The sequence below is a fragment of the Streptomyces sp. NBC_00576 genome, from assembly GCF_036345175.1.
Lineage (GTDB): Bacteria > Actinomycetota > Actinomycetes > Streptomycetales > Streptomycetaceae > Streptomyces.
Window position 1 is genome coordinate 6,926,357 of sequence record NZ_CP107780.1, and the last position, 15,859, is coordinate 6,942,215.

Consider the following 15,859-nt stretch of genomic DNA (forward strand, 5'->3'; position numbering starts at 1 on the left):
TCTCCTCAGGTGTCCCGGATGATGCGGTGGATGAAGTCGGCTGACTCGGTGGGACGGAGTGCGCAGGACTCCATGCGGTCCAGTACGGCACGGTACTTACTCAACTGGGTTTCCGCGTCCAGGAAGTCGCAGGCGCCGTAGTGAGTGTCCAGCTGCACCGTGTCGAGTTGGGGGACGGGGCCCGCGACGTAGTCGAAGGACTGGCCGGTGGTCGGGAAGTCGGGCGCCCCGAAGGGGACCACCCTGACGGTGACGTGTGGCAATTCGCTCATGTCGGTCAGGTGCTTAAGCTGTCCACGAGCGACAATAGGGCCACCCAAGTCCATGCGGAGAGCGGCCTCGTGGATGATCGCCGTGTACGGGGGCGGGTTCTCCCGGTGCAGTACGCCTTGCCGCTTGATGCGGTGGGTGAGGCGGTGCTCGATTTCGTACTGCCGCATGGGCGGAGCCACTTGTTCAAAGAGCGCGCGTGCGTGATCCGTGGTCTGCAACAAGGCGGGGATGTGGACGATGAGCGCCACACGCAGGGCAACGGCGTGGTGTTCTAGCTCGGCCAGGTCGTTCAGGGCGACGGGTACGTGGTCGTGGTAACCCTCCCACCAGCCCCGGACGCGCCGACCTGTCATCGCGGCAAGGGCCTCGACGAGACGGTCGTCCGTGCAGTCGTACGCACCTGCCATGGAACGGACCTTGTCGGCACTGACGGGTGTCCGTCCAGTCTCGACCATGCTTACCCGCGCCTGGTTGACGCCTAGAAGCGGGGCGGCGCCCGTGGTCGTGAGCCCGGCACGCTCGCGAAGCTTGCGCAGCTCGGCACCCAGCCTCCGTTGCCGCAGCGTGGGGTTGTTCGTGGGCGGCACAGCGTCTCCTTTCAGGCCGTGACGCGGCGTTGCTCTCCCTCACACGAGTGAAGGTTGAAGCTATCCAACTAGAAACGTTAGAGATCTCTAATGCTCTCCCTTATGGTAGCCGCATACCGCCCAACTGCCCGCGCCCATAAGCCGGAAGCGCGCCTACCTCAGGCACAGCCACCGCCGGACGCATTGGTCGGGCAAGTCCAAGTCCCCTTCCCTCCGGAGCCATTCATGGTCACCGTAGTCCTGCCCGCCACCTGGGTGTACGCCCTCCGTCTGCCACATGACCCCCGAGCTGCACGCGTCGCACGCATGACCGTACGGGCCGCTCTGAACGGTCACGGCATGCACGAAGTCGTCGACATCGTGGAGCTGTTGACGTCCGAGCTGGTGACGAACGCGTACCGGCACACGAAGGGGCCCGCTTCGCTGCGGCTGACGGCGTTGGAGGGCGGGCGGTTGCGGGTGGGGGTGTGGGATTCGAGTTCGCACATTCCGGCGCCCTTCGACAGGCCGCCGGGGGATCGAATGCCGGCTGCTCCGGAGGATGCGGAGGGCGGGCGGGGACTACTGCTGGTGCGGGAGTACGCCAGCTCGTGGGGTGGGTGGCCCCTCGGTGACGGCCTGCTCGACCGGGGCGCCGGGAAGCTGCTGTGGTTCGAGGTCGGCGGAAGAGGGGATTGGTGCTGAATCGGCAGCGGCGGCGGAGTCGGGTTCGTTCGCAGGGTCTGCTTGCGGAGTGGTACCGGCATACTGCTGTAGTGGCTGAGTCCGCAGACGGAAGCAGCAGGACGCCCTCCGGTTGGGGTTACGGGACGGAGCGGCTGCCGGTGATGCTCGACGAGCTGGCCGGCCATGGGAGCGGGTCCGTCGAACTGCCGCTGGATCTCGCCTGGTCCGGGCTGCGGGTATTCGACCTCGGTGACGTGAAGCTGCTGCTGGGGCTGTATCGGATCGTCCTCAACAACGGGTCCAGGAATGATTTCGTGCGGTACCTCAACCGCGAGCACCTCGTCCGGCACTGGCCGATCCTGCGCAAGATGCTGGGGCGCCGTGTGCGTGAAACGTGGGAGGACGCCTTCCCTGAGCTCCGGCGCCCCGGCACCGCATGAAGCGGCCTGCGCTGCACCGCCGTCTACTGGCGGATGCTCTCGTCGCGGGCGGTGACTACGAGCTCGCCCTTGCCTGTAGCTACGCCGTACAGGCTCATGGCCTGGTCGCTCGCCTCAGCCAGGACCTGGATTTCGCGACCCGGTATCCCGCGTCGATACCCGACATCGTCCAGCGCCTCGCGGACGGTCTGATCGGCAAGGGCGGGGCGGTTTCCGTGGTGGACGTCAGACCGCTGAGGGCTCGGCTGCTGGTCGGCCCGAGTGACCGCAGAACTGACAGCGGACTACTGCGGCTGTTGCGTCGGCTTCCACACCATCTGGTGCCCCGACTGCTGCGGCTACGACGGCTGTGCCACCTGCCGCCGCACCCTGCGCTTACGCTGCCCGGCCTGCGACAGCGGCACCCTGGCGCCCATCCAGTGGTAGCGGACCGGGCGGGCACGTGCCTGAGGGCCGTCCCGGTGGGTCGGGAACGGCCCCGAGGAACTGTCGACAGTTCCTCGGGGCCGTTTTTGTTGCGTCAGCCGTCAGCCGTCCTCTTCCTCGTCGACGGGGCCGAGTTTCGGGAGTACGTCCGTGTCCAGGCCGTACTCGTCGAAGATGTCACCCAGCGCCCGTGCCATGGAGTCCAGCCCGGCCTCCCGGACGATGACGAGGTCCCGTACCTGGAAGTACTGACCGCCCAGGCACTCACCCGTGCTCGCCCAGTGATCCATGACCGAGTCGATCGCGGACCGGGTCAGCAGCGTCGCGCTCCACCGCATCCCGTCGGGGGCGGTGATCACGGCGTCCACGTTGTCGACGGAGGACAGGTCGTCGCCGTCCCCGAGGAAGAAGAGGACCTCCAGCTTCGCGGTACCGACGTTCTTGACGGTCCGGTGTTGCGGGAAGGGAGCGTCACTTTCCATACAGTTTCTTCAATCTGTCGAAGACCTGGCTCTCGAACCGCTTGTCCGATTTGGCGACGATCTCGACCGTGCCGTCCAGCACCCGGAAGAACAGCCGGCCGCCGTTCTTGGCTCGGGCGTAGCTGACGCCCGTCGCCTTGTCGTACTTGTTGTACATGCCAGGGTTCAGGTTGCCATTGGCCAGCTGCTTGAACATGCTGTCCAGGTCCGCCTGGACATCGGCGTTCTGCGTCGCCTTGCGGGCCAGCCTGGTCAGGACCGAGTCCTTGCCGATGGACGAGGTCATGCACATCTTGGGCGCGGCGGTGGCCGAGGCCCGGACGGCAGGTGCGGCGGCGCGCTTGGCCGGGGCCAGAGAGGCCGCGCCCAGCACGTCGTCCGCGATGCTCAGCAGGCACTTCGCGGGCGCGCTGCCCTTGCGCAGCGTCTCCAGCAGCTTCCGGAGCCGGTCCAGGGTGTGTTTGGCCTGAGCCACGTCGTCGAGGAACTTGCCGATGCCGCTGGCGACCTTGACGATCGCCCTGCTGACGGCCGGGAGCTTGCCGACCGCCAGGGCCAGGGTGCCCACGTCGACCAGCGACCACAGGCAGCTCTCGACGTCGCCCGTACCGAAGCAGCGCTTGAGGTTCTCCACGCCGATGACTTCGAGCAGGATTTCGGCGCCGTTCTCCTTCACCCAGTCGATGACATCCATGGACGCCAGCGCCTTGGCGGCCTTGTAGTCGTCGACGCAGCTCTGGCCGCACTGGGTGAACAGCAGCGCCTCGTCGCTCGCGGACAGACCGGGGCCGCTGTCAGGGGCGCCCGTGGCGTTGGCAGCGCGCAGCTCCTGGATCGCCTTGCGTTCCTCCTCTTCGGCACTGTCTGCCGCCGCGTCGGCGTCCTTGGCGGCGCTGTCCGCGTTCTTCGCGGCGGTCTCCGCCGTGGCGGCGTCCTTCTCAGCCTGGGTCGCGGTGCTGCGCGCGGAAGCGGCGTCCGCGTTGGCCGCGTCGGCCGCCGTACGGGCCCCCGCCGCGTCGCGTTCGGCCTCGGTGGCCTCGTTGTTCGCGGCGGTGGCCTCGCTCTTCGCGGTGTAGGCCGCGGCCTGGGCGAAGGCGGCGTCGGAGCTCGCCTGAGCGTCGTACGCCTGGGCGTTGGCGTCTGCCTTCTTGGCCGCCTCCGCTGCCTTGGCGGCTTCGGCGGCCGAGGTACGAGCGGCTGTCACCGAGGCGGCGGCCTTCGCGGCGTCGGCGGCGGCGTTGGCGGCCGCCGTGGCGGCGGCCTTGGCGTCGGCGGCTGCCTTGTCAGCCAGCGCCTTCGCGGTCGCGGCGGCCTTCGCCGCGTCGTCGGCTTTCGCCTTGGCCGCTGTTGCCTGCTGCTCGGCGAGGGTCAGCGAGGTCTGGCCGGTGAGGACCGCATATGCGGCGGCGGAGTCGGTCTCCTTATAGGGGGTGCCGATGTTGATGGCGTCGTTGGCGGGCTTGATGACCTCGGCCGCCGAGTCGCGGGCCGCGCTGGCGGCCTCGCTCGCCGCGTACGCCTGGCCAGCGGTGACCGCGGCCCAGGTGGCCGTCTTCAGGGCCTCTTCGCGGGCGGCCGTGGCCTGCTGCCGGGCGGTGATGGCAGCAGCGGCTGCCTTCTTGGCCTCGACCTCGGCGTTCTCGGCGTTCTTCTGTGCCGCTGCCGCCGCACTGATCGCCGTAGCGGCGGCAGCATGCGCGGTGACGGCAGCGGCGTGCGTGGTGAGCGCGGCGGCGGTGGCGCCGTCGGCTGCGGACTGGGCCGTGGCGGCGGCAGCGTCGGCGCGGGTGGCGGCGGCGCGGGCGTTGACGGCGGCGGTCGTGGCGGTCGCCGCGTTCTGCTGGGCACTGGCCGCTGCCGACGTCGCTGTGTTCGCGGCGCCACGCGCCTCCGTGGCGGCGGCCCGGGCCTCGGTTGCGGCAGCGGAACCGGCGGCTGCCGCCGCTGCCGCTTCGAGGGCGGCGGCCCGTGACAGCGCGGCCTGCTTGGCGTCCTCAGCGGCCCTGGCCCGGTCCCGTGCCTCATAGGCCTGCTGTTGCGCCTCAAGGGCGGCGGCACTGCGGTCGGAGGCGGTGGCACCCGCCGTCTCGGCCGCCCCCCGCGCGGTGGCGGCCGTCGCCGCGTCCGCCTTTGCGCGGGTCTCGGCGTCCTGGGCCTTGGCGCGTTCGCGGGTGGCGGTGGCGTGTTCGGTCTTCGCGATGTCGCGGGCCGTCTCCGCTTCGGCGCGCCGGGCGGCGGCCGTGGCGGCGCCCGTCCTCGCGGTCTTCTCGCCGGCCTCGGCGGTTGCCTGCGCGGCCTTCGCCTTGGCGGCGTTGGCAGCGGCTTCCTTGGCCTGTACGTCGGCTGCCGTCGCGGCGGCCTTCGCCTGGGCGGCGGCCTCCTCGGCGGCGGCCCGGCGGAACTCGGTGTTCAGCGCGTGCGCCTGCGTCTGCGCCAGCGCGAACTGCGCCTTACTGTCGGCGACGGTGGCCTTGGCGGCGTTCACCGCGGTCTGGGTGGCCTTGGCGGCCGCCTGGGCCGCCGCGTACGAGGCCTTCACGACCTGCGCCGACTGCTGGGCATACAGCAGGCCGCGCCCGCGTGGCATCTTGGCCGCGTCGGCGATGGCGTACGCGCTGGTCTGGGCGGTGGCCGCCTTGTCGGCGGCGCCCTTGGCCGCGGTTACCGCCTGGTTGGCCAGGGTGAGCTGGGCTGAGACCCGGGTGCGGGCGTTGGCCAGGTCGGTGGTGGCCTTGGTGAAGACGGCGGCCTTGGGACGGTGGATGTCGTCCTTGGGCTGCCCGGCCCAGTACTTCTGCCAGACCAGGATCTGCTCGGCGAGCCAGGCCTGTGCGATCCCCTCGATCATCGCGTCGGTCGCCTTGTGCACCTGCGCGGCGGCGGTCACCTCGGCGGCCATGATGTCGCCGCGGGGCTTGGCCTGGGCCGCGTACTCCGCCTCCCACTCCGCATAGGCGGTGGCGGTCACCGAGGCGAGTACCCGGCGCGGGTCGATGGGGTTCCAACTGTCGCAGTTGCCCCAGGCGATCTTGAGCTGTTCCACCTCCAGCCGGTACTCGACGCTGTCCTCCGTCGGCGCCTGCCGGGGGAAGCCGCCCTGCCGCAGATAGCGCGCGATGTCGCTCGCGGTGGTGCTGTTGTGCGGCGCGGTGAGGTAGCTGGGGGACAGCGTCAGGTCGGCGATCCGGTCGTCGCCGGGGTCTTTGCCGGCGTTGGCCGTGTTCAGCTTCTTGGCGCTGTCGATGGCGGCGGCGCCGGGAACGCTGCGGCCGTCTTCCCCGAAGCGGTCGTACAGTCGCAACTGCGGGCCGATCGTGAATGCCCGGATCTTCCCGTCGAACTCGGGGGCGTGCAGGGTGACGGCATCGTCACCGCCGAAGTAGGACAGGGCGTACACCCTGTTGGCGGCCTCCCAGCGGGCAGTGCTCGCGTTGGAGGCGTCGACGTAGTCGGAGACACCGGCCACGTCGACGGTCACCGCGTCGTCCAGGACACTGGGATAGATGTTGGCCCTGCGGTACAGGGCCGCGGCCAGCTCGGCGTCAGTGCCGCCCAGGGCCTTCGACGCGGCGGTCTTCAGTGCTGGCCCGCCGATGTGAAGGCCGAAGCCGGCCTCGCAGCGGTCGGCGCGGACATCCTCGCCGAAGGTGATCCGGTTGCCACCGGTGTCCGGCAGCGGATCGGGGGCGGCGCTCGCCGGTACGGCGTACACCAGGCCGGTGAGTACGGACACCGCTGTCGCCAGCGCGAGGCCGGCCAGCCCCTTGCGCGGGCCGTAGGATCTGGATCTGCTGCGGGGGGCGCCCCGCGAAAGTAACGCTCTGCGCACTTTGCTTCCTGTCTTCTCGGCTGAAGGATCGGCCCGGGAGGGGAAGCGGCGAAACGCGTCACAGAGCAGCAGGAACCATGGACGGTACGTCGGAGAACAGGTGCGAGAACGTGCCCGGACGCGGGCAGGGAGCGTGCGCGGTACTGGTCGGGCACGGCACTCCTTGCCCCACTTCCCCCGTGGGCACAGCGATCTTGGCACATCGAACTGGCTTGCGAAAGGGACTTATTGAGGTCGATCCGGCCGCCGGGGTCCACTCACCGGGCCATCGGTCCGAGGGTCCGCCGTGCCCTGGCCGTGACCTCCCTCTGCGTAACCTCTCATCCCACCTCCTCGCGGGGTGAGAGCAAAGTTCCCTTCCGGTCACCCACAGCCACAGTGCGGAAACGCGCTCTATCTACCTTCGGGACTCATCACCGCTCAGCACCCCAAAAAGAACCACCCGAGCCCCGGACCACCGTGGAGGCGTCATGACAGCCCCTAGTTCAGCCCCCGCACCCGGCAAGGGAGGCCGCTGGATCGAGCACTGGGATCCCGAGGACGAGGCCTTCTGGAACGCGACCGGGGAGAAGGTTGCCCGCCGCAACCTGTTCTTCTCCGTCCTCTCCGAGCACATCGGTTTCTCCATCTGGACACTGTGGTCCGTGATGGTGCTGTTCATGGGACCGGAGTACGGGCTCACCCCGGCCGACAAGTTCTTCATCGTGTCGATGGCCACGGCCGTCGGCGCTGTCGTCCGCGTCCCCTACACCTTCGCCGTCGCCCTCTTCGGTGGCCGGAACTGGACCATCGTCTCCGCGTCGCTCCTGCTCATCCCGACGATCGCGGCGTTCATCGTCATGGAGCCGGGAACCTCGTTCAACACGTTCCTGGCGTGCGCCATGCTCGCCGGCATCGGTGGCGGCAACTTCGCCTCCAGCATGACCAACATCAACGCCTTCTTCCCGCTCAGGAAGAAGGGGTGGGCTCTCGGACTCAACGCCGGCGGCGGCAACATCGGTGTCCCGGTCGTGCAGCTCATCGGTCTCGCCGTCATCGGGGCGAGCGGCGGTCCGCGGGTGCTCCTGGGGATCTACATCCCCCTCATCCTCATCGCCGCCGTCCTCGCCGCGTTCTACATGGACAACATCGCGCACCTGAAGAACGACACCGGCGCCGCCAAGGACGCCGTCAAGGACGCGCACACCTGGATCATGTCCTTCCTCTACATCGGGACGTTCGGGTCGTTCATCGGCTACAGCTTCGCCTTCGGCCTGGTCCTGCAGACCCAGTTCGGCCGTACGCCGCTCGAGTCCGCGTACGTCACCTTCATCGGCCCGCTGCTCGGCTCGCTCATCCGGCCTGTGGGCGGCGCCCTCGCGGACCGCTTCGGCGGGGCGAAGATCACGCTGTACAACTACGTCGGCATGGCCGCCGCCACCGGTGTCATCGTCGTCGCGTCCATGCAGAAGTCGCTGCCCCTGTTCACCACGGCCTTCATCTTCCTGTTCGTCCTCTCCGGCCTCGGCAACGGCTCGACCTTCAAGATGATCCCCGGCATCTTCCAGGCCAAGGCAATCGCCAAGGGACTGGAGGGCGAGGAGGCCGCGGCCTACGGCCGTCGCCTGTCCGGCGCCTCCATGGGGCTCATCGGTGCGGTCGGCGCGCTCGGCGGCCTCGGTATCAACCTCTCCCTTCGCCAGTCGTTCCTGAGCGTCGGCTCCGGCACCGGTGCCTTCGTCGCCTTCCTCGCCTTCTACGGGGTCTGCTTCCTGGTCACCTGGGCCGTATACCTTCGCCGCCCGGCGACCGCACAGACGGCCGAAACCACAACCTCGGAAGCAAAGCCGCAGCTCAGCTACGCCGAGGTGTGACCTTCGCCCAAAGGGGCTTAAGTAACACCAGCGACATGTAGTCGAACCGAGCCTGTCACGCGCCGTTGACAGGCTCGTTCGGCACGCTTGTGCAGACGTGACCCGACTGCGGGACGAGAGCCATGTACGACGAACAGCAGCGACCAGAACACGGCCCACCGGACCACGGGCCCCTCGCGGGGTTCACCGTGGGTGTCACCGCCGCGCGTCGGGCCGACGAGCTCGGGACACTCCTCCAGCGGCGGGGCGCCGCCGTCATACACGCCCCCGCCCTGCGGATCGTGCAGCTCGCAGATGACAGCGAGCTGCTCGCGGCCACCAAGCAGCTGATCGCCCAGGCGCCGGACATCGTCATCGCCACCACCGCCATCGGCTTCCGGGGCTGGATCGAGGCCGCCGACGGCTGGGGGCTCGGCGACGACCTGCTCGCCTGTCTCAGCGGCGTGGAACTGCTGGCGCGCGGCCCCAAGGTCAAGGGGTCCGTCCGGGCGGCCGGGCTCACGGAGGAGTGGTCGCCGTCCTCCGAGTCCATGGCCGAGGTGCTCGACCGGCTCCTGGAGGAGGGTGTCGAGGGGCGCCGTATCGCCATCCAGCTGCACGGCGAGCCCCTGCCCGGCTTCGTCGAGTCACTGCGTGCCGCGGGCGCCGAGGTCGTCGGGGTGCCCGTCTACCGGTGGATGCCGCCGGAGGACATCGGCCCCGTCGACCGGCTCCTCGACGCCACCATCTCGCGCGGCCTGGACGCGCTCACCTTCACCAGCGCCCCCGCCGCCGCGTCCCTCCTCTCCCGCGCCGAGAAACGGGGCCTGCTCCCCGAGCTCCTCGCCGCCCTCAACCACGACGTCCTCCCCGCCTGCGTCGGCCCGGTCACCGCGCTGCCGCTCCAGGCCCACGGCGTCGACACGGTGTCCCCCGAACGCTTCCGGCTCGGCCCCCTCGTACAGCTCCTCTGCCAGGAACTCCCGGCCCGCGCACGGGCGTTGCCCATCGCCGGGCACCGGGTCGAGATCCGCGGCCACGCCGTCCTCGTCGACGGCGCCCTGCGGCCTGTACCGCCCGCCGGAATGTCCCTGATGCGGGCCCTGTCCCGCCGCCCCGGCTGGGTCGTGGCCCGCGCCGAACTCCTGCGCGCGCTGCCCGGAGCCGGCCGCGACGAGCACGCCGTGGAGACGGCGATGGCCCGCCTGCGCACGGCTCTCGGCGCGCCCAAACTGATCCAGACGGTCGTCAAACGCGGCTACCGGCTGGCCTTGGACCCAGCGGCCGACGCCAAGTACGCCGACGCGTAGCCGCTTCCACTCACGACCAGTACACGGGCCTGACAGACCAGCGCGGTCGTCGCAGGGTCGACGATCCGTGCCGGGTCGCCAGGCAGCCTCGGAGGAGTCGCGCCCCGACAGGGTCGCAGAGAACTGCGCGCCCAGCCCCCACGGCCCGCGGGCGAACGACCCGCGTGTCCCGCGCAGCGGAGTGCCCTCACCGACCCGCGGGTGAGCGACCCGCGTGTCCCGCGGAGCGGAGTGCCCTCACCGGCCCGCAGGTGAACGACCCGCGTGTCCCGCGGAGGGAGTGCCCTCACCGGCCCGCGGGTGAGCGACCCGCGTATCCCGCAGGGCGAGCCCCACCGGCCCGCGGGTGAACGATCCGCGTGTCCCGCGGAGCGGAGTGCCCTCACCGGCTCGCGGGTGAGCGATCCGCGTGTCCTGCGGGGCGAGCCCCACCGGTCCGCGGGTGAGCGATCCGCGTGTCCTGCGGGGCGAGCCCCACCGGTCCGCGGGTAATCGACCCGCCTGTCCCGCGGAGCGGAGTGCCCTCACCGGTCCGCGGGTGAGCGAACCGCGTGTCCCGCGGGGCGAACTCCACCGGCCCCCGGGTGAGCGACCCGCCTGTCCCGCGGAGCGAACTCCACCGGCCCGCGGGCGAACGATCCGCGTGTCCCGCGGAGCGAGCCCCACCGGCCCGCGGGTGAGCGAACCGCCCTATCCCGCAGGGCTTCGCGCCTTCACCGACCGTGCCGAACGAACCGCGTATCCCGCGGAGCGAACTGCACGAGGGGTTCCGGCTGCGAGAGCGGGCAGGCACTGTAGAGGGAACGGTTCCCCGGACTCCCCTCACTGGCATCCCACCGGCAACTCACCGGCATCCCCTGTGCCCCGTACGGTGGCGACTCCTAGGCGGTGACAGGCACATGGCATCGGAGACGACCGTGGCCACAGCCTCGTACGAGCTGCGTTTCGACGCCGGGCGGATCTGCCTGGACCTGCTGGCGACCGCCCACCCCGACGAACGGCTCGGTGCCGTCGGGCCGCTCCGCGCCTGGATCGCCGCATCCGGGCTCGTCCCGGCGGGCACGCCGCTGCGCCACGTCGACGACTCCTGGGTCGCGCACTTTCGCGAACTGCGGTCCCTGACCGGCCGGTTGACCGGCCAGCTGGTGCACAACCCCCCGACCGCCGACCCCCGTTCCCTGGACCACGCCCTCACCCGCCTGAACGAACTCGCCCGCCCGGCGCCCCCGGCCACCCGCGCCGTCCGTGCCGCGGACGGCACGCTCGTACGGGAGTTGCACGGGCCGCCCGACTGTGCGGGCCTGCTCGGCGCGGTCGCCCGGGACGCCGTGGAACTGCTCACCGACCCCGAGGCGCGCGCGTGTCTGCGCCAGTGCGAGGGTGACAACTGCCCGATCGTCTATCTCGACACGTCCCGGGGCAGGCGGCGCAGATGGTGTTCGAGTGAGATCTGCGGCAACCGGGAACGGGTCGCGAGGCATCGTCGGCGGGCTGCCCTGGCACGCGCGTAGACCGTTCGGAGTGTGTTCACAGATCGCCCATAGCGGGCCCGTTCGCCGAAATCGGGCGTACCAACTTCCGCAGGTTGCAGTGACCTTGGTTACACGTGTGTTTCCAGTCGGCGCGCCGCGGGCATCGCCCCGATCTTGCCAATGTGGCGGAAATGTAAAGCACTTGCGGCAGGAATGTGCTCTCTTGTCCCTCACGTCGCGTCCAGATAAAGAAAGTTGTGGTCGCACGTTGAACATCCCGCACCCGCCTTCCGTACCTCGGGGGGAGCGACCGACCGGGAGAACCCGGGACAGCGGAGGTGGGCGTGCGCAAGGATTCCGTCGTGGCCAATGAACGAGCACCGAGGGCCCGACATCGCATGTCCCAGCCCTCGGAACCCGACGAGGACCTGATGCGTGCGCTGTACCGAGAGCACGCAGGGCCCCTGCTGGCATACGTCCTCAGGCTGGTCGCCGGAGACCGGCAACGAGCCGAGGACGTCGTCCAGGAGACACTTATCCGTGCCTGGAAGAACGCCGGTCAGCTCAATCGGGCAACCGGTTCGGTACGCCCCTGGCTGGTGACGGTCGCCCGGCGCATCGTCATCGACGGTCACCGCAGCCGGCAGGCCCGGCCGCAGGAGGTGGACCCGTCGCCGCTGGAGGTCATCCCCGCGGAGGACGAGATCGACAAGGCGTTGTGGCTGATGACGTTGTCGGACGCGCTGGACGACCTGACCCCTGCCCACCGGGAGGTCCTGGTCGAGACCTATTTCAAGGGGCGTACCGTGAACGAAGCCGCCGAAACGCTGGGCATACCCAGCGGAACGGTGCGCTCACGGGTCTTCTATGCCCTGCGTTCGATGAAGCTCGCACTGGAGGAGCGGGGGGTGACGGCATGAGCATTTACGGGGGGTTCGGAGCGGGTAGTCCTGGTTCCATGCGAGGAATGCAGGGTTCCCAAGGCCCGAACGAACACGAAACCGTAGGCGCCTACGCCCTCGGCATCCTCGACGACGCGGAGGCCACGGCCTTCGAGACGCACCTCGCGGGCTGCGAATGGTGCGCCCAGCAGCTCGACGAGCTGGCCGGGATGGAACCGATGCTGGCCGCCCTCGCGGACCTGCCCGGTGCCCAGGGAACTCCCGCCATCGGCGAGTCGCTGTCCGCCCGCCCGAGCCCACAGCTCGCGACGCGGCTGGTCGACGAGGTCGCGGAACGGCGTGCGAGCAAGCGTCGGCGCAGCTTCTACATGGTGGCCGCCGCGGCAGCCCTCATCATCGGCGGCCCGACCGCGGTGTTCGCGACGACCGGCGGCGACACCACCAGCGTGGCCAAGCCCTCGCCGACGGTGACGACGAAGACGACCGGTTCCGCCAAGGACGACTTCGCCGGCATGACCGACCGGGTCTCCGCCACCGACCCCACCACCAAGGTCACCGCCACCGTGGCGATGACGCCGAAGGCCTGGGGTGTCAGCGCGGTCCTGGAGCTGGGGGGCGTCAAGGGCCCGCTGAAGTGCTCCCTGATCGTCGTCGGCAAGGACGGCTCACGCGAGACCATGTCCAACTGGTCCGTCCCGACGCCGGGCTACGGCATCAAGGACGCCACGACCGAAGCGGCCCGCAACCCGCTCTACATCCACGGCGGAACCGCCTTCAGCGCCGACCAGATCGACCACTACGAGGTTGTCGACTCCACCGGCAAGCAGCTCGTCGAGGTCGACGCCTGACGCTCAGCAACTGCTCAGCAACTGCTCCACAAACCATTTCACCGCCGCTCCGTGACCGCCCCAGGACACCTCGTACGAAGACTCGTACGGTGTCCTGGGGCGGACGCGTAGCATCACGGCCTTTCTTTCGCGTACGGTTGACGGCTGCCCAGCAAGTCAGAAGGGGGCCCGGTGGCCGCTCAGGCTCAGCAGGAAACGGCGCTCGTTCCGGTCGAGGACTCCTCAGTGCAGGACTCCGTCCGCGACCGCGAGATCAGCGTCGAACAGGAACATCTGGACCGGGTGTACCGGCGTCTTGAGGAGAAGATCAACGAGGCCGAGTTCCTCATGCACGACGCGGCCAAACGAGGCCAGGTCGGCACTCCGGGCGCGCTCGCCGAACGGGACGCCCAGGTGTTCCGCGCCGGCATCCACCTCAACAGGCTGAACAACGAGTTCGAGGACTTCCTCTTCGGCCGTATCGACCTGCTGCGGGGCATGGACGGCAAGAAGGGCCCGGACGGCGCCTACACGGCCGTGGAGGCCGCGGAAGGGGCCGTACGCCCCGACGGCACCGCCGACATCGCCGAGACCCTCCACATCGGCCGTATCGGCGTCCTCGACGAGGACTACTCGCCCCTCGTCATCGACTGGCGCGCGCCCGCAGCCGCGCCCTTCTACCGCTCGACCCCGGTCGACCCGGGCCGCGTGGTCCGCCGCCGCGTCATCCGCTCCAAGGGCCGGCGGGTCCTCGGCGTCGAGGACGACCTGATGCGTCCCGAGCTGAAGGCGTCCCTCGACGGCCACGAGCTCGCCGTGATCGGTGACGGCGCCCTGATGGCGGCCCTCGGCCAGGCCCGCAGCCACACCATGCGGGACATCGTGTCGTCCATCCAGGCCGAACAGGACCTGGTGATCCGCGCCCCCGCCGCCTCGGTGACGTACGTGGAGGGCGGGCCGGGAACAGGAAAGACAGCCGTCGCGCTCCACCGCGCGGCCTACCTCCTCTACCAGGACCGGCGCCGGTACGCGGGCGGCATCCTGATCGTCTCCCCGACCCCGCTCCTGGTGGCGTACACGGAGGGCGTCCTGCCGTCCCTGGGCGAGGAGGGCCAGGTCGCGATCCGCGCCATCGGCTCCCTCGTCGACGGCGCCGAGGCCACCCTGTACGACTCCCCGGCCGTGGCCCGAGCCAAGGGCTCGTACCGCATGCTCGCGGTGCTGCGGAAGGCCGCGCGGGGCGCCCTGGAGCAGTACGACTCGCCGACGGTGACGACCCGCCTGAGGGTCGTCGCCTTCGGCCGCCGTATCGAACTGGAGGCCCCGGAGCTGGCCCGCATCCGCGAGTCGGCGCTCAGCGGCACGGCTCCCGTCAACCTGCTGCGTCCCCGCGCCCGCAAGCTGCTGCTGGACGCCCTGTGGGCCCGCTCGGGCTCCCAGGGCCGGCACACGGACCCGGAACTCGCCGCGGAGCTGCGCTCCTCCTTCGACGAGGACGTCACGACCGAGGACGACTTCATCGCGTTCCTGGACGCCTGGTGGCCGGAACTGACCCCCGCGTCGGTCCTCACCGCCATGTCCGACGAGCGCCGCCTCGGCCGCTGGGCGCGCCGCATCCTCAACCCCGGCGAGGTCCGCCGGGTCGCCCGCGCCCTCAAGCGCGACGGCCTCTCGGTCCACGACGTGGCCATGCTGGATGAGCTGGGCGCGATCCTCGGCACCCCGGCCCGCCCCCGCAAGAGACGCGACCTGGACCCCATGGACCAGCTCAGCGGCCTCGAGGAACTGATGCCGGTACGGGAGGAGACACAGCGCGAACGGGCCGAGCGGCTCGCCCAGGAGCGCACCGAGTACGCCCACGTCATCGTCGACGAGGCCCAGGACCTCACGCCGATGCAGTGGCGCATGGTCGGCCGCCGTGGCCGGCACGCCACGTGGACGGTCGTCGGCGACCCGGCCCAGTCCTCCTGGTCCGACCCCGACGAGGCGGCACAGGCCCGTGATGAGGCCCTGGGCAGCCGCCCGCGGCGCCGCTTCACCCTCACCGTCAACTACCGAAACCCGGCCGAGATCGCCGAACTGGCCGCCAAGGTCCTGGCCCTGGCCATGCCGGGCTCGGAGTCCCCGAGGGCGGTCCGCTCGACGGGCGTGGAGCCCCGTTTCGTTCCGGTCAGGGGCTCCCTGGCCCAGTCGGTCCGTGACGAGGCCGCCCGCCTCCTCGACCTGGTCGACGGCACGGTCGGCGTCGTCGTGGCCATGAACCGCCGCGAGGAGGCGGCCCGCTGGCTGGCGGGCCTGGGCGACCGCGTGGTGGCCCTGGGCAGCCTGGAGGCCAAGGGCCTGGAGTACGACGCCACAGTGGTCGTCTCCCCGGCGGAGATCGCCGACGAGAGCCCCGCCGGCCTGCGCGTCCTGTACGTCGCCCTGACCCGCGCCACCCAGCAGCTCACGGTCGTCTCGGCGGACCGCGACGAGCCCGATGCACGAGGGGTGCCGGACCTTCTCCGAGACTGAGGCCAAGTCTGTGGCCGATGGGAATTGCCTTACGGGGATCGTTTGTTACCGTTGACGTGGCACCGGCTCGATCCAAGCCCCCGGGCCCAACCTTCGTCGCTTCGAGCGACCACTTGCCGCGAGGCGAGCATGGCGGGTCGGTGCCACTGAGCATGAAGAGGTCCACGTCACCTGGTGACGTGGACCTCTTTGTCGTCTCTGCCATCTTTGCCGTCAAGAACATATTGAGAACAAAACGTTCGCAATCGAGGCCCCGCTACCAGCTACCGCGCGGTAGGTGCGACGATCGGACGGCAAAC

General features: G+C 70.1%; 11 protein-coding genes. 8 read left to right on the forward strand and 3 right to left on the reverse strand.

Annotated features, from left to right (window positions below; genetic code table 11):
* Positions 1 to 5: 5 nt before the first annotated feature.
* Positions 6 to 860, reverse strand: a complete 855-nt coding sequence (locus tag OG734_RS30235; protein ID WP_330290603.1) for a helix-turn-helix domain-containing protein — start codon at positions 858 to 860, stop codon at positions 6 to 8.
* A gap of 225 nt (positions 861 to 1,085) precedes the next feature.
* Between OG734_RS30235 and OG734_RS30240 the strand changes: the two genes are divergently transcribed.
* Both OG734_RS30240 and OG734_RS30245 read left to right on the forward strand, forming a co-directional pair.
* On the forward strand, positions 1,086 to 1,544 hold the full coding sequence (locus OG734_RS30240) for an ATP-binding protein (protein WP_330290604.1): 459 nt from the start codon (positions 1,086 to 1,088) through the stop codon (positions 1,542 to 1,544).
* Between the two features lie 71 nt (positions 1,545 to 1,615).
* Positions 1,616 to 1,966 carry a hypothetical protein gene (locus tag OG734_RS30245; RefSeq protein ID WP_330290605.1) on the forward strand — a complete coding sequence of 117 codons (351 nt, stop codon included), beginning with the start codon at positions 1,616 to 1,618 and terminating at the stop codon, positions 1,964 to 1,966.
* 527 nt (positions 1,967 to 2,493) lie between these two features.
* On the opposite strand, the gene OG734_RS30250 is transcribed toward OG734_RS30245, so the two are convergent.
* Both OG734_RS30250 and OG734_RS30255 read right to left on the reverse strand, forming a co-directional pair.
* Positions 2,494 to 2,874 carry a hypothetical protein gene (locus tag OG734_RS30250; RefSeq protein WP_330290606.1) on the reverse strand — a complete coding sequence of 127 codons (381 nt, stop codon included), beginning with the start codon at positions 2,872 to 2,874 and terminating at the stop codon, positions 2,494 to 2,496.
* A complete protein-coding gene (locus OG734_RS30255) occupies positions 2,864 to 6,607 on the reverse strand; it encodes a hypothetical protein (RefSeq protein ID WP_330290607.1) in 3,744 nt (1,247 codons plus the stop codon). Before OG734_RS30255 ends, OG734_RS30250 begins: the two co-directional genes overlap by 11 nt.
* Positions 6,608 to 7,173: 566 nt before the next feature.
* Between OG734_RS30255 and OG734_RS30260 the strand changes: the two genes are divergently transcribed.
* The 6 genes from OG734_RS30260 to OG734_RS30285 all read left to right on the forward strand — a co-directional run bounded on the left by OG734_RS30260 (position 7,174) and on the right by OG734_RS30285 (position 15,560).
* Positions 7,174 to 8,556, forward strand: coding sequence for a nitrate/nitrite transporter (locus OG734_RS30260; RefSeq protein WP_330290608.1), 1,383 nt, complete (start codon positions 7,174 to 7,176; stop codon positions 8,554 to 8,556).
* A gap of 122 nt (positions 8,557 to 8,678) precedes the next feature.
* Positions 8,679 to 9,845: a uroporphyrinogen-III synthase gene (locus tag OG734_RS30265; protein ID WP_330290609.1), complete on the forward strand. Its 1,167-nt coding sequence runs from the start codon at positions 8,679 to 8,681 to the stop codon at positions 9,843 to 9,845.
* Positions 9,846 to 10,744: 899 nt separating this feature from the next.
* The gene (locus OG734_RS30270; RefSeq protein ID WP_330290610.1) at positions 10,745 to 11,356 is read left to right on the forward strand and encodes a CGNR zinc finger domain-containing protein; all 612 of its coding nucleotides are present in this window, start codon (positions 10,745 to 10,747) and stop codon (positions 11,354 to 11,356) included.
* Positions 11,357 to 11,715: 359 nt separating this feature from the next.
* The gene (locus tag OG734_RS30275) at positions 11,716 to 12,237 is read left to right on the forward strand and encodes a sigma-70 family RNA polymerase sigma factor (protein WP_044471680.1); all 522 of its coding nucleotides are present in this window, start codon (positions 11,716 to 11,718) and stop codon (positions 12,235 to 12,237) included.
* A 47-nt stretch (positions 12,238 to 12,284) separates the two neighbouring features.
* Positions 12,285 to 13,067 carry a zf-HC2 domain-containing protein gene (locus OG734_RS30280; RefSeq protein ID WP_330290611.1) on the forward strand — a complete coding sequence of 261 codons (783 nt, stop codon included), beginning with the start codon at positions 12,285 to 12,287 and terminating at the stop codon, positions 13,065 to 13,067.
* Between the two features lie 171 nt (positions 13,068 to 13,238).
* On the forward strand, positions 13,239 to 15,560 hold the full coding sequence (locus OG734_RS30285; protein ID WP_330290612.1) for a HelD family protein: 2,322 nt from the start codon (positions 13,239 to 13,241) through the stop codon (positions 15,558 to 15,560).
* Positions 15,561 to 15,859 lie beyond the last annotated feature (299 nt).